Source organism: Maribacter sp. LLG6340-A2 (assembly GCF_045057105.1).
GTDB lineage: Bacteria > Bacteroidota > Bacteroidia > Flavobacteriales > Flavobacteriaceae > Maribacter.
The window spans coordinates 3,611,198-3,624,534 of record NZ_CP159332.1; the positions used below are offsets into that span (position 1 = coordinate 3,611,198).

16 protein-coding genes and 1 pseudogene are annotated in these 13,337 nt (G+C 32.3%); 1 reads left to right on the forward strand and 16 read right to left on the reverse strand.

The window, feature by feature from the left end:
* Positions 1–169 precede the first annotated feature (169 nt).
* The 6 genes and pseudogenes from ABVM52_RS15230 to ABVM52_RS15255 form a co-directional block, all read right to left on the reverse strand.
* Positions 170–673: pseudogene (locus tag ABVM52_RS15230) on the reverse strand (AAA family ATPase); the annotation flags it as partial.
* Between the two features lie 21 nt (positions 674–694).
* Positions 695–1,153 (reverse strand): hypothetical protein, encoded by a 459-nt coding sequence (locus ABVM52_RS15235; RefSeq protein WP_405381933.1) that lies wholly within the window; start codon positions 1,151–1,153, stop codon positions 695–697.
* A 92-nt stretch (positions 1,154–1,245) separates the two neighbouring features.
* Positions 1,246–1,671: a hypothetical protein gene (locus tag ABVM52_RS15240; RefSeq protein ID WP_405381934.1), complete on the reverse strand. Its 426-nt coding sequence runs from the start codon at positions 1,669–1,671 to the stop codon at positions 1,246–1,248.
* Positions 1,672–1,880: 209 nt separating this feature from the next.
* Positions 1,881–2,522 (reverse strand): class I SAM-dependent methyltransferase, encoded by a 642-nt coding sequence (locus tag ABVM52_RS15245; protein ID WP_405381935.1) that lies wholly within the window; start codon positions 2,520–2,522, stop codon positions 1,881–1,883.
* A gap of 1 nt (position 2,523) precedes the next feature.
* Positions 2,524–2,769 carry a hypothetical protein gene (locus ABVM52_RS15250; protein ID WP_405381936.1) on the reverse strand — a complete coding sequence of 82 codons (246 nt, stop codon included), beginning with the start codon at positions 2,767–2,769 and terminating at the stop codon, positions 2,524–2,526.
* 1 nt (position 2,770) lies between these two features.
* Positions 2,771–3,676 (reverse strand): NAD(P)/FAD-dependent oxidoreductase, encoded by a 906-nt coding sequence (locus ABVM52_RS15255; protein WP_405385141.1) that lies wholly within the window; start codon positions 3,674–3,676, stop codon positions 2,771–2,773.
* 185 nt (positions 3,677–3,861) lie between these two features.
* Between ABVM52_RS15255 and ABVM52_RS15260 the strand changes: the two genes are divergently transcribed.
* Positions 3,862–4,239, forward strand: a complete 378-nt coding sequence (locus ABVM52_RS15260; protein ID WP_405381937.1) for a Fur family transcriptional regulator — start codon at positions 3,862–3,864, stop codon at positions 4,237–4,239.
* 404 nt (positions 4,240–4,643) lie between these two features.
* On the opposite strand, the gene ABVM52_RS15265 is transcribed toward ABVM52_RS15260, so the two are convergent.
* From ABVM52_RS15265 to ABVM52_RS15310, 10 genes are all read right to left on the reverse strand, one after another.
* Positions 4,644–5,087 carry a hypothetical protein gene (locus ABVM52_RS15265; protein WP_405381938.1) on the reverse strand — a complete coding sequence of 148 codons (444 nt, stop codon included), beginning with the start codon at positions 5,085–5,087 and terminating at the stop codon, positions 4,644–4,646.
* A gap of 385 nt (positions 5,088–5,472) precedes the next feature.
* The gene (locus tag ABVM52_RS15270) at positions 5,473–5,910 is read right to left on the reverse strand and encodes a hypothetical protein (RefSeq protein WP_405381939.1); all 438 of its coding nucleotides are present in this window, start codon (positions 5,908–5,910) and stop codon (positions 5,473–5,475) included.
* A 199-nt stretch (positions 5,911–6,109) separates the two neighbouring features.
* Positions 6,110–6,568, reverse strand: a complete 459-nt coding sequence (locus ABVM52_RS15275; protein WP_405381940.1) for a hypothetical protein — start codon at positions 6,566–6,568, stop codon at positions 6,110–6,112.
* Between the two features lie 59 nt (positions 6,569–6,627).
* Entirely contained in the window at positions 6,628–7,506 is an 879-nt protein-coding gene (locus ABVM52_RS15280) for a PhzF family phenazine biosynthesis protein (RefSeq protein WP_405381941.1), read from the reverse strand.
* A 64-nt stretch (positions 7,507–7,570) separates the two neighbouring features.
* On the reverse strand, positions 7,571–8,101 hold the full coding sequence (locus tag ABVM52_RS15285; RefSeq protein WP_405381942.1) for a sigma-70 family RNA polymerase sigma factor: 531 nt from the start codon (positions 8,099–8,101) through the stop codon (positions 7,571–7,573).
* 462 nt (positions 8,102–8,563) lie between these two features.
* The gene (locus tag ABVM52_RS15290) at positions 8,564–9,187 is read right to left on the reverse strand and encodes a Pr6Pr family membrane protein (RefSeq protein WP_405381943.1); all 624 of its coding nucleotides are present in this window, start codon (positions 9,185–9,187) and stop codon (positions 8,564–8,566) included.
* 208 nt (positions 9,188–9,395) lie between these two features.
* Positions 9,396–10,316: a hypothetical protein gene (locus tag ABVM52_RS15295; protein WP_405381944.1), complete on the reverse strand. Its 921-nt coding sequence runs from the start codon at positions 10,314–10,316 to the stop codon at positions 9,396–9,398.
* A 346-nt stretch (positions 10,317–10,662) separates the two neighbouring features.
* Positions 10,663–11,067 (reverse strand): DUF6326 family protein, encoded by a 405-nt coding sequence (locus tag ABVM52_RS15300; RefSeq protein ID WP_405381945.1) that lies wholly within the window; start codon positions 11,065–11,067, stop codon positions 10,663–10,665.
* A gap of 353 nt (positions 11,068–11,420) precedes the next feature.
* Positions 11,421–11,939: a RidA family protein gene (locus ABVM52_RS15305; protein WP_405381946.1), complete on the reverse strand. Its 519-nt coding sequence runs from the start codon at positions 11,937–11,939 to the stop codon at positions 11,421–11,423.
* Between the two features lie 144 nt (positions 11,940–12,083).
* Positions 12,084–13,181: a hypothetical protein gene (locus ABVM52_RS15310; RefSeq protein ID WP_405381947.1), complete on the reverse strand. Its 1,098-nt coding sequence runs from the start codon at positions 13,179–13,181 to the stop codon at positions 12,084–12,086.
* Between the last annotated feature and the right edge of the window lie 156 nt (positions 13,182–13,337).

The following is a 13,337-nucleotide window of genomic DNA, read 5'->3' on the forward strand; positions in this document are numbered from 1 at the left end:
CCGATGGCAAAGCTATGGCTGGGTGGCAAATTTTATAAAAATTGGTGTTATGCTTAAAAGAGCAACATCTTTGAATAATTTTATTTGAAAAAAAAAGCATTTGTTGATTGTGACCAATAGTATTTTGAATGTTTAAGACTTAAGTACAATACATCATGAAAACACGTTTTTATTCTGTAATCACTATTCCGTCACCAATTTCTTTTGCATTTGGTTTCTCAAACCAACTTTCCATAAAATCAAAATTTTCTTTACTTACATCAAATTCATAAGTAGCTCCTTTCTCGGCATTCCTTTTTAGGACTCTTTTTAATCTGGTTTCTTTTGATATGTCTAAAAAATGAATTTTAAGGTCGTACCCATTTATTTTAGCAAAATTTCTAAACTTTTCCCTGTGCTCAAATTTTGACAGTCCCAGGTCCAAAATAGAGTCGGTCCTTGAGCTTTCCAATTGTTGAACTAATTCCGTAATCATTTTTTCTGCTCTATCAATTCTTTCCAAAAACCACTCCAACCCGTCATCCGACTGTTTATCGGGGAGAAATAATGTTTTGTTCCATTTGTCAATTGAAAAAATAATTCCGTTTGATTCTCTTTTCAATTTGGTTGCATACGTTGTTTTTCCAGAGCCAGTATTTCCAACTATTAAATGTATCATTTCTTTTTTCTCAAATGGGTAGTAACGTTTTCCGTTTTATTGTGTTTTTTCTATGTAATAATTTTGTCCTGTTCTGAATCCAAAATAAGCTAGAGCTACTAGAAGTACTAACTGTGCAGTAAATAGAATATGTGATATAATTTTTAAGGTGTTCTCAGCCAGAGATTCATTATTGGGAGGTCCACTAAAAAGGTCTAACATACCAATTGTTTTTCCAAGAACTACAACAAATACAATCGTTGCGATAATCAGTACTAGGTTTGCCATTATACTTTTAAATAGATTTCTAACGGTTCTAATTAGATAAACCGTAAAAAAAACGAAAACAGATAATAGTATTACTACATGGACATTGGGAATAACATAAAAAGTGTCATAAATATTTATATGGATATTAGAGTCGCTTTTAAATCCGTCCAATCCAAAAATTGCCAGTGTTAAAATTATTACTGAAACGAAAGTTCCGACTATCCAATAAATTTCTTTATTCTTCAAATTCATTTACTTTTTGTGATAATGTTCTCTGTTTTAGCTCAAAATAGGGCAATTAATCGTAAAAAATGTGGTCACTATATCTTATGTTCTATTTAGTTTTGATAATTGAATTTCTTTCCACCATCTTGAACTTCAATTTTTGCAATACTATCCATTGGAATCTGTCTTTGTAAACTTTGGATAAATCTTGAACGGCCCCCTTTTAGCGTGTCATTTTCTAAAATTACAGTGTCAAAATACATAATATATTTTTTTCCGTTTTTATGGGTTACGCGCATTTCAATTGAGCCTGAATTGTTTAAATATGTTTCATTTCCGTTTTTATCCTCAACTAAAATCCGGTTAATGTTATTTGCAGCATATGAGATATCTCCAAAAGTCAGCGGATTATTAACCTTCACATCTTTCATAGTTGATGTTTTTGTTTTTCTCATTTGTTCTCGAAAACTTTCAGTAGGTATAGTATACGATTTACACGATAACATTAAAATTAAAGCTCCTATTCCTGCAAATTTCATGGGTAGATTTTTCAAATTTCTTTTAGTTTTATTTTATTCATATTATGGGCGACGTAACCTCCATTAATCTTAAGAAGGTTTTGGCTGGTAAATTAGTGTTATTTTTACTTTTTACTTTTTACTTTTTACTATCACCTTTTTCCCTATTACACGTTTAAAAATAATTCCTTCAGGCCTATAAACCATAACCGTTACATAATCACCCTTTCTCAAATAAAACTCGGGTTCTGTTTCAGTCTTCCAGATATTTTTTCTTTTTTACAAGTAATAAGGTACATGGGTTGGTTTTCATCCACTTCTACTATGTCTACAAGTCCGTATTCTTGAAACTCTTTTGTGGCCGATGCTATATCGTAATAAAATATTGCAGCCCCTTTATGTAGTTCATAACGGTCTTTACCCTTTACGTGGCCTTTGCCAAATTGAGCTGCTTCTTTGGTTATAGCGGTAAAAACCATATACCCGTTTTCAGTAAGCTGGTCGTAGCAATCTTGAAGAAGTTTTTTTCTTTCTTCAACGTCCAATAAATGAATAAGGGCATGACAAAAGATGCCGTCATATTTTTTGCGATTGAAAGGCATTTGGGTAACCGAACCTTGGACAATATCTAATTCTGTTCCGTAATATTTTTGTGCTAGGGTTATGGCGGTTTTTGAAATTTCTATACCACTTACCTGCATTCCGTTCTCTATAAAAGGTTTTGCATTTCTACCATATCCTATTCCTGGAATTAAGACGTTTTTTAAACATGTTTCTTTAAAGAAATGACTTGTGGATATAGCGGAATTGGCAGGTTGTAAATCCCACATTTCTTGTTTATTAGTAAATGCTTTTTCCCAAAATTCTGCCATATCATGTACAAATAGTATCTTCCAGAACCCTGCATTTAATGCCTTTGCTTTTAAGTTGGAGTTCAATAGTATGTATGGCTATTGATTTACCTTCAATTCTTAAAATGGAATGACCACAGGGATAGGGCTTGTTGAAATCTTCCAAATCAAAATTCATCCTAAGGTTTGGGTGTTTGTTTTCCAAAAATTCTAGGATTTCCGTTGCCAAAATTTCCGATTTTACGTTGGTGATTAATACTTCTACCATATTAAAAATTTTCTTGGGTGAGTTGGTTATTGAGTACTGCTCCTGCAACATTTCCACTAGCGACCGCTAATGCAACGGAACGCATAGGTGAAGAGCTATCACCACAAGCAAAAATGCCTTCCACTGTAGTTTGTTGCATAAAATCTACTTCAATATGACCGCTTTCCGTTAGTTTGCAACCCAGTTCTTTAGGTATGTCGGAATTTTGTTCAAATGGAACTGGTGCATATGCGCATTCAAACGTTTCGGTACTACCATCTTTAAAAACTATCCTTTCTATCTGCCCATTTTGATGGGCTATGAAGGATATTTCTTTTTCAATGATTTTTATGTTGTTTTTCTTCAATTTTTCCAGTTGTTCTTTTTTAAAATCGTTTGCTCCAGAGGTTAGTACCGTTATTTCTTTGGTTAAATTGTTCACTAAAGATGCAAGATGATACGCCCTTTCTCCATTGGCAATGATAGCGGTTTTCTTACTTCTTATTTCATAGCCATGACAATAAGGACAATGAACAACAGAAATTCCCCAGCATTCTGCAAAACCTTTAATATCTGGGATTAAGTCTTTGATTCCTGCCGCAATGACCAGTTTTTTAGCCCTAAAAAGATTGCCTTTTTTGGTAGTAATCTCAAATTCTTTATCTATTTTCTTACCACTAATTGCAATTCCGTCATAAAATTCTAAACTTTCATACTTGGTTAATTGACTCTTGCCTATTTCTAATACTTTATTAGGCGTACTGCCATCTTGGGTTAGGAAATTATGGGTTTGTGGTGTTTGTTTATTACAAGGTTTTCCTGCATCTATAACCAATGTTTTTCTGAACGAACGCCCTAATGCCATTGCTGTAGAAAGACCGGCATAACTACCCCCTATAATGATTACTTCAAATTCTTTTTTATCCATTTTGGTTTGATATTTAGCAAAGAGAGATAATGGCTGGGGTTGCGTTAGAGCCAAACCGCTTATTGTGGACAGCTTTATTAATTCTCTTCTGTTCATTTAATGCTATTTAATGCGAAGTTGTCGCAATAGTAGTTTTGTCAAAAATACAATCTTTTTGTATTATTGCAACATATTCGCATTAAAATATGAATCGAAGAAATACACCTACTAAAGAAGCGGTATTAAATTTGTTGGCAAGCTCCAGAAAAGCATTAAGTCAAGATGCTATTGAAAAACAACTTAGCATTAAAATAAACAGGGCCACTATTTACAGGGTTTTAAATAGGTTTTGCGAGGATGATGTTGTCCATAAAATTGTTGCAGAAGATGGTAAGCAGTATTTTGCTATTTGTAAAAAATGCGATAACCCAGAAGAAGTGGTGCAACATCACTTTCACTTTAGGTGCTTGTCATGTGATTCTATTGAATGTCTGCAAATTCCCGTTGATTATTCGGTTCCCAACGGTTATAAAGTAGAGCATGCAAATTGTGTATTAACAGGGGTTTGCAATGAGTGTTCCTAAAGAGTTATTCTTTTAGCTTCAGTACCGTGCCTGATGTGTGATTATTTTTTTAAACATCAGTATTGGTAACTATTTTTTTGGAATTTTAAATCATCTAATAAAACGATGCAATGAGGTTGTATTTCAATTTAGTAGGATAACATGTACTAAAACAATGGGCGAGGAGGGGAGATGAATAGGGTCAAGCTAAGGAAATTAAACAGTATTGGTGAAATCTGTTCTCTATGCTAAATACGTGACTTAGATAAAAAAAAGCTATCCTTATCTAGTGTTATAATTCTTTTTTTAGTTTTATATATGGCTGGCCTTGTTAGCTTGTAGATGTTAATGAAAATAGGTTGTGCTCTTTAATTATGATAATAATTCATATATGACCATGTAGAGCGCAGTTTATCAAAACTGTTTTATGTTTTTATATCAAAGAATTTTTTACAATAAAATACCATAGCAGCTATTATTATAGTAATAATTATGGGTGCAGGCCAAATAACTCCCATAGCCTCACGTCCTTCAGAAAGGGCAAATGCATATAACACATATGCCAAAGTACCGATAAGTGAAAATATAAAAAGTATAAATGCAATTCTAATACGTAACAACAAGGCAATTGTAGCTAAAAACAGACCCCAAACAGATATTGTCCATGCGATTATAACCCAAACTGGGAAATTTGTAAAATATTGAATTTGAAATTCTGTCATACCCGATTCTACATAATAAGCCTTTTTTAGCAAAATACTCATTAGATAGTCATAGACAGAAAAACTACTGTATACGAATAGAATAATGCCAATAACCCATCCGTGCCATTTTAGTGGTTTGTGTGTTTTATTTGTAAATGAAGCCATAATATTAAACTGTTTTTAAATATGACGATTATAAAGGATGTTCGCTACAAGAAAACGCTTAATAATATATAAATTAACTTGTTGTAATGCTGTTTTTTGTGTGTTGCGTAAAATTTGATGCAGTTTTATGCACTATTTTTTAAGATAGTCCGAGTATAAATTAAGGGTTTAATTAGGGGGAGTTATATATATCTTCCTTATAATTCACAGTAATTTAAGAGTATAAATTAAAAAGTACAAACGAGCGTAATAAGGATATGTACCGCTGTGAAGTTTTAGGCATTAATAATATTTATAACCCTTGGGTTTCCATATATAAATTACAAGTAAATTGAATATATACGTTCAAGATGCTGAGTTATAGTCAGTGTTTTTAAATGTTTTATCAAAAATAATTGAAGAACAGCTCTACAAAAATACCTAGGATAAGACTTAGTATGGCTACCACACTAGATAGGCGTTTTAAACCAAATGGGTTTGCAAATGCTAGCCAGATACATAAGAACCCACAAATAGATAAAATTATTTTTCCGTACAAAGGAACGATGCTCTTGAAAAGACCTAATTGGTCTAGCAGAGGGTCTAGCAAGGCGGTAAATCCAAAGAGAGCTAAAGCGAAATTTGTTTTTTTATGTTTTATAAAAAAGTAGTAAGCCGCTATAAAAAGTTCAATACTTATGGCCAATGGACCAAATTGATTATAATATTCTCTTTTAAAATACGCCTCAAAACCTTGAGGAAATTCAATCCTTAGTATAAAGGCAACACTTAAAACAACACCAATAAGCAAAAGTAATAATGAAATAATTTTTCTTTTGTCCATAAGGTGGTTTTAATCGTTTGCCTAAACACATTGGGGGTATTAAAATTTACAGTTATTCTAGCCAGTACTTGACCAAAGTGTATATTTTTCTTTTCCTAAAATACTAAATTTAAATCTTAGGTGACGCCCCAAATGGACAATAGCTTTTTGTTAAACGATATATTGCATTGTAGCATAGGTATTGTTTATGTGGTTTTTATTAAAAAAACAGTTTAAGTTTCCCGTTTTCAGGTATCATATTCCATTTTTCACATAACTGGTCAAAATTTAATTTCATTTTTTCAATTTTGGTCAAGTTCATTTTTGGAACTTCCATTCCGTCCATGTTCTGTGCTTCCCAATGTATTAATTCAATGAATTGTTCAGTTTCTGCAGCTCCAGAGCCAATAGACTGAAGATTTCTTGCCATAATTTCAGATAACCAATTTTCTGAACCCAAATTTTTAATTATTTCTTTATCCGATAATTCTTCTATGGTCTTACCGGATTTAATTTTTCCATAAAATCCATGTTCTAAGTTGAATTCTTTTTCAACGACATAATGGGCAATATCGTGATTTGGGATATCAGGTCCCAGATTTAAACTTGTCACGCTCCCATCTTTTCTTTTACAAGTCAGGATATTCCTATGATTTCCTTTAGTGATTAGTATTTCCATTTCTCCAAATTCCTGATAACGGTTTAGTTATGAACATTGTTGTGTTTAAGTATTAGTTTCTAAGCGCTTATTTCAATGTCTAATTGTTTGTTTAGAATTCCTTTGCCACCAGCCATTACATCCAATATTTCTCCATTACCGATTCTTAAATTTACTATAATTAAGCTGGGTGAAGGTTCTTTCATATACTTACCTTGTTGAATATGGTAGGAGTTTTTCTTTATTTTTAAAATGTCATATAAATAGCAACCTAGTGGTCCGGCTGCCATTCCTGTTCCGGACTCTTCTAAAATTCCATAACGGGGACCAAACATTCTTGAAGTAGCGTCATACGCCGTATTGGAAGAAAACACATAGTAGCCTATTAAATCATACTCATCACTAATTTGGGTGATCAAGTCAAAATCAGGAATTATATTCTTTAAAATTTCACTGCTTTTAACGGGAACGAGTAGGAATGAATTTCCTGTGTTCACCAATTTAATTGGAGCATTAGGTATAAGGTCGGTTTTTTTTAATCCTAATGATTTTAGGATAATACGTTCATTCTGGCTTACATCAACATATTTTGGAGCCAATTGTTCCATAAATGCTAAATCTCCAATGATTTCTATTTTTCGTTTACCGTCTATGGTTTCTTTTGATGAACTATTATTCCGTAGCGCACCTATTTGCTTTAAATAGGAAAACGTAGCTACTGTTGCGTGGCCACAATGGGCTATTTGCTTGTTAGGACTAAAGAAATCTAATTTAAAGTCTTCCGTTTTGGATTTAGAAACAAAAGCGGTTTCGGACAAGCCTACTTTTTTGGCAATCTCAAGTTTGTTTTTATCAGATAACTCATCAGCATTTAAAACTACACCTGCCGGATTACCACCTGTTCCATTTTCTGCAAAAGCGTTAAGAATTTGTACGGTAACTGTTTTTGAATGGTCCATTGTAATATGTTTTTGGTTTATATATCTGATGGACGCAATTAACTAGAAAAAGACGTAGTTAATTTCAATTATTTTCAAAGTCTAGCAATTTGCCTGATTTGTCTGATGCTACATTTGGGCAATCCAATATGTTTTCCTTTAAAATTTTTTTAGCTTTTTGAACTCTTGATTTCGTTCCGGAATATGAGATGTTCAAATAATCCGCTAAATCTTTTTGAGAATAGTTTTTGAAAGAGGTTAAAATAATGGCTTCTTTATGTTGTGTTGATAGGTTTCCTATTTTTTGGTTGATACAGTTGGTTAGGTTTGAGTAGTCAAAATTATGAGTATCTTTTTCTGGGATATCAATTTCATTTATTGATATGTTGTTATGTTTAGTTTTCCGGTAATGGTCAATGATGGTATTTCTGGTAATTTGATAAATCCAAGACGTAAGTTTAGACGTATGTTTTAGCTGGTCTATTTTAGTTTGAATTTTTATGAAAACCTCTTGATGGATGTCTTTTGAAGTTTGTTCATCTTTTATTTTGCTTAAAATGAACTTATATAGTTCTTCATTTAGGTCTGTCCAAATAGTATTAATTTCAGTTTTCACGATATTAGTTTTTTCAGCTTACGCCAGACATTACGGCAGGTATGTTTGCTTGTTAGTTTGAAGATACTATAATTATATAAATAAAGTAGATTGATTAGGAGGTTGGGCTAGTAGCCTCTTAATTGATTGCGTTTAAGAGATCAGCAATTTTCCTTAAGCTTATACTTTTATGGAAGAATTTGTTTGGATTTCAAAGGAAAATAGTTGACCTGCCCATGGCGGAATCATACCAGTTAGCAAGTGACCAAATTTATTATAGCTTATGTTCCTGCCAAGGCTGGTGAGCACTCTTCAATGAATGTTTCACAAATAGTATGTGGAACAAAGTATACTGAAAGTAAAAGTGGTTTAAAATGCTAAAAATTAGTTTATAATTTTGAGGACTGGACTAGGGTTTTTATAGTAGCCATGTTAGCAAATCAGATTATTCTTTTATGAAATTAAAAAGAAAGTGCTCAGATTTTATTCTTTTCTGACTTTAAGTGTCATTTTTCCTGTAAATAATAGGGCCAATAGGAGGATAATCGAAATAGCTATAATAACCCCAGTGTTCAATATTGCTTTTTCAAAGCCAATTTCACTAACATTTAAAAACGGATACGGATAATAATTGGAAAAACTACCCCTAACCATTATAAATACAATGTAAATTAAGGGATACATTAACCAAATAAATACCATTTTGGGACTTAAATCTGATTTCTTGACATGGAAAAACCAATATCCAAGCATATATAATGGGATAAACGTGTGTAATAACTCATCAATTAAAAATTGTAACCCTGTGGGTTCCCATATGCTTCTCAAGACTAATTGATAAACTAACCCAACAATAAGTATAAATGCTGTAATAGCCGTTATTGTACCATCTTTCACGAGCAACTTGAGAAGAAATTGCTTTTTCTTTAAGACTTTTGCCGTAAAAAACAAAGCAACTATGGTATTTGTTAGTATGGTAAAAAAACTAAAGAAACGTACAACGGTTTCAAAAATATCTGCTTGTCTGTTTTGAATCATTAAGATGAATTGCGATACTACAGCAAACCAGCTAATACAAAGACCGAATATTTCAAATTTTCTCTTCATTTTTTTAAAAATTGCCAACGTTAGCTAAGCGTACTACAGGGGAAAGAAAATTTTACGTTTTCGTCCGCGCATAAAGCTATAACTTTTGGTTTCGCTTTTTCGTATTTGTCCATAGTTAAATCCATAATATTTAGAAAAAATATAAATAATAAGAGTTGCGGCCGGCGGTGTACTTGCTTTACTGCTAGTTATAGCATGGCAAAGATTCTTAGCTATCGTGTTCCCATTTTAGTATTTCTGATACTTGAGCTCCAAATGTTTTAAATATGAGCTCGTTAAGTTCCTTGTCATTTAGTTTGCCTACTTTTCCAGGATTAATATCAATCAGGAAATTTCGAAAATCATTCAGAAACTCATCACCTAGCTTTGAATATAATTCCTTTGCTTTAAGATAGAATTGACTTTGATACCAACCATAGTTACGCCCTTGTCTCATCACCTCAAAATAATCTTCTTCAAATTGGTTTAAGGATTTGAATTTTAATTCTCCCCACTGATTAGAGTTGATTAAAAATAATTGATAAACATCCATACGGTTAAATACCTCTTTATAAGTTAAGTTTTTAGCAGCAGCTACTAGGCAGAGGTTACCAAAAATTTCATTTAACCAATGTCTTTGCGTACCCTTTCCCGTTTTGTAAAACTGGTATAAGTGACCTAGCTCGTGCAGTGATAATGCATCGCGATAAAATAAATCTAAATTTAATTCTTCTCCAAAATGCTGTTCCAATACTGCTAATTTTGAATCCGGTACTTGTTTTAGTCCTTGTTTAGCACGTTTTGCCATAACTGAGTTGTCTAAACCCAAGACCATATTTCCTTGATAATATGCTTGTGGCATTCCGGGAGGGGGAGAAAAAGCATATTTGTTCCAGTTGGCATTGTCTATAAATAATACCGCAAAATTTAAATCTTCATTAAAAGTCCTGTCGAAATACTTTTTGGCCTGTTCAAGATTTTCAATAGTGTTTTTAATATTCTTTGGATTCTTTTCCGTACAATAGGTTTCATAAGAATCCGAATAATTTATGACATAAAGACCTTCGTGTTTAGACCTGTCTATCCATTCTAAATCTTTTTGTTTGCAAGATGTAATTACTGCTAAAAATACAATCAGAGATATTCTCATTGGTCATTTATTTTTATGATAGCTAAGGGTTTAGCGTGCATGTTTGGTTGTTAGTTTGAAGATACTATAATTATATAAATAAAGCAGATTGATTAAGAGGTTGGGTTAGTTGCCTCTTAATTGATGTAGTTTCAAAAATCAGCAATACTTCTTAAGCTAATACTTTTAAGTACGGAAAACATTAAATTAAAGGAAAACGGCAGTTCAAGGCAACAAGAAATATGAATTAACTATAGCAAATTGTAGTAGGGCTTTTTATAGGAGTTTTTGTTGGCAATGGTTAATATAAATTCAGGATATTGTAAATCATTTTAAGTTTTACTTCTCCTAATTTAGTTATCATTAATTAGTTTATTTTTGGCCATTTCCAAGCATACCATACAATTAAACCTGTAATTATACTTTCTAAAAATGCAAGGAAGACATAAAACAAATACCATTGGTTTGTTGACATAATTCCGATAAATACCATCATTATTGTAAAAAGAGTTCCAAATATTAGATTAAGAATTCTGTTTAAATTTGGTTTAAGAATTATTGAAAGACAGACCATTACGGATGGAATTGCTAAAATAACAGACGCTAGTAATAGTTTCGTGGGACTATCCATTATATGGTCTCCTGTAATGAAACTATTTATTTTATTTGGTGTGTACAGTTCAAAATAGTCGCCGTACAAATAGCAAAATGTTGCAGAGACCCACAATGAAGCCAGTTTTATTTTGATGTTTACTTTAGGGTTCTCTAACATTTTGGTTTGATCTTTAAAGTATAAAAAGTCTGTTTACTTATAAAGACGTAAAAAACTTTCAATTAGTTGCCTCAACCATAAAAATTAGCTCCATTTTTGGTTTGTTGTAATCGTTGTGGCTTTGGAGAGTAGGAATTTATGACTTTAGGTCCTGTTTGCTATATAAATTGTAGTACACCGTTTTTATTCCTTTAATCCTTTTGCAGAACTTTTAAAAATCCAAACAGCTAGAACAATTTCACCAATTGCATAAATTAAATATTTGCTGAATTTATTTTCAGTCAGCAATCTTTGTCTAATTTTTCTAAAGAATTTTATCATTGGTTAGCAGCTGGTTTCGTTTTCGTACTATATTATTCCGCTTTATGTACTTCAAGCTCAATTTCAACCATAAATTCGGGTAATGCTAATCCTTTTACTTCAAGCCAAGAACCAGTAGGAAATCCATTTTTATAAATTTCAGCACGATATGCTGATTTTTCCAGCATTTGAGCCATATCAGTTGTGAAAATGTCTTCTTTTACCACATCATTAAAGGTGCAGCCAAAGTGTTCTAATATTTTTTCCAAATCGGCATAACAGTTTTTCATCTGTTGTTCTATATCTCCAACCGCAGTAGGATTTCCTTCATTGTCCATACTTACTGCTCCAGAAATCTTAATGCTATTTCCAATTTTTACAGCGTGTGAATATCCGTATGCTTTTTCTACGTCTGGACGCAAGAGAAAATATTCAGGTTTTTCAGATTCAACAATTACTTCTTTTTCCACTTCTTTAGTTTCTTCCTTTTGTTTTTGTTCACAGCTTTGGAACACAAAAGTCAATGCAAAAAGTATTGCAAGTAAAGTCAATTGTTTGCTTGGGTTTTTCATAATTTTGATTGTTTAGTGCCTACATTGGTCGGTTTTTGGCTTTCCCGTTTTTCTAATGAGTTTGGTTTTTTAATATGAAGTACTACGGTTTAGTATATAGGTCATTGGCTAACGCCTATGATTTATATAGACGGTTTTGTGCTTTTATTTTTCTCTTTCACCATATAAATAATTTGCAGCGGCGTCTCCCATTTTCCGGTGGTCGTGACCTACATTTGGAATTACAACTAAATCCCAATTGAAATCAAGCTTCATTTCCTTGGCAATTGCTCTAGATTCTTTGAAAAAATACTTTCCTCTTTCCAACCTATGAAGTCCCTGCTCATTTGCGCTTTTTGAATGCAGGAAGGTGCCACGTGTTTCCTTTTCGTTATCGAGTTCTCCTAAAAAGATAATTAATTTATTATTAAAAGCACTTTTTAAAGATTCTTGTTCAATGGGAGCATGCTTTAAGCCGAAAGGAAAATCAGTTTTATATGATGGCAAGGTGTAAAAACTTGGATTGGATGCTAAAATTTTATCCGCTTTTGAGTTTTTTTGAAACAGAGCTAGTCTATGTAAAATATGCCCTCCTGCAGAATGTCCAAAAACATCATATGATTTCTGATTGGAGTTCAATGCATCTACGCTTAAATCAAATAATCTGTCCAAGTCATTGAAAAGCCATTCGTTCGAATTCGGGTTAACTTTGAATTCAAATTCATCTTCATCAAGTCTTGCAATATTTGTGTTTTCAACATATTCTATGCTGTTTTTTAAGTTCGTATCAGTAATTAAACCACACAAATGATAGGCTTCAAAACCATATGCACTCTCCGGGTACATTGGGGATAGAATAAGAAGGTTGTACTTTTCTGATTCTTTGATCCAAGCATCTCTATAGCTGTCGGCATTTCTGCCGGCTCCCGGTATTACAATCAAAACTCTAGATGTTGCACTAAATTTTTTTGGCTTATGGTAAAATACTTGTATTGTATTATCTTCATTTCCAATTCCTCCTTCAATTAGAAATACTCCCGAACCCTCTTGAAAATCAATTTGATTAACTCTTAGTTTTTTATCTTTATTCAGCTCACTTGTTTTAACTAGAGCCATATTGCAGTGTGGACAGGTACCTGCTTCAGAAAAAGTAAAATTATCACATTCTAAATCACAAGGTTTACACACATAATCACCTTTTTTATTTTGACAAGACATTAGACTTAGAAATATTAGAAGTATAAAAGTTAATATCTTTCTCATTGATTTATATAGTGTTAATTACACATAGCGGTTAGTATATAAAACGTAGGTGAGTTTGTAAATACTTTCAATTTGGTTTTTTAATTATCTAAATATAAATGTTTTACCATTGTCTTTTCTGTATAAATGCCAAATTTTTTATTTGGCGGTCTTTGT

What these genes read in the sequence shown, in the direction of transcription:
- ABVM52_RS15240 (WP_405381934.1), bottom strand. Translation starts at nt 1,671, where the DNA reads ATGAAATTTGCAGGAATAGGAGCTTTAATTTTAATGTTATCGTGTAAA.
- ABVM52_RS15245 (WP_405381935.1), bottom strand. Translation starts at nt 2,522, where the DNA reads ATGGCAGAATTTTGGGAAAAAGCATTTACTAATAAACAAGAAATGTGG.
- ABVM52_RS15250 (WP_405381936.1), bottom strand. Translation starts at nt 2,769, where the DNA reads ATGGTAGAAGTATTAATCACCAACGTAAAATCGGAAATTTTGGCAACG.
- ABVM52_RS15255 (WP_405385141.1), bottom strand. Translation starts at nt 3,676, where the DNA reads ATGGATAAAAAAGAATTTGAAGTAATCATTATAGGGGGTAGTTATGCC.
- ABVM52_RS15260 (WP_405381937.1), top strand. Translation starts at nt 3,862, where the DNA reads ATGAATCGAAGAAATACACCTACTAAAGAAGCGGTATTAAATTTGTTG.
- ABVM52_RS15265 (WP_405381938.1), bottom strand. Translation starts at nt 5,087, where the DNA reads ATGGCTTCATTTACAAATAAAACACACAAACCACTAAAATGGCACGGA.
- ABVM52_RS15270 (WP_405381939.1), bottom strand. Translation starts at nt 5,910, where the DNA reads ATGGACAAAAGAAAAATTATTTCATTATTACTTTTGCTTATTGGTGTT.
- ABVM52_RS15275 (WP_405381940.1), bottom strand. Translation starts at nt 6,568, where the DNA reads ATGGAAATACTAATCACTAAAGGAAATCATAGGAATATCCTGACTTGT.
- ABVM52_RS15280 (WP_405381941.1), bottom strand. Translation starts at nt 7,506, where the DNA reads ATGGACCATTCAAAAACAGTTACCGTACAAATTCTTAACGCTTTTGCA.
- ABVM52_RS15290 (WP_405381943.1), bottom strand. Translation starts at nt 9,187, where the DNA reads ATGAAGAGAAAATTTGAAATATTCGGTCTTTGTATTAGCTGGTTTGCT.
- ABVM52_RS15295 (WP_405381944.1), bottom strand. Translation starts at nt 10,316, where the DNA reads ATGAGAATATCTCTGATTGTATTTTTAGCAGTAATTACATCTTGCAAA.
- ABVM52_RS15300 (WP_405381945.1), bottom strand. Translation starts at nt 11,067, where the DNA reads ATGTTAGAGAACCCTAAAGTAAACATCAAAATAAAACTGGCTTCATTG.
- ABVM52_RS15305 (WP_405381946.1), bottom strand. Translation starts at nt 11,939, where the DNA reads ATGAAAAACCCAAGCAAACAATTGACTTTACTTGCAATACTTTTTGCA.
- ABVM52_RS15310 (WP_405381947.1), bottom strand. Translation starts at nt 13,181, where the DNA reads ATGAGAAAGATATTAACTTTTATACTTCTAATATTTCTAAGTCTAATG.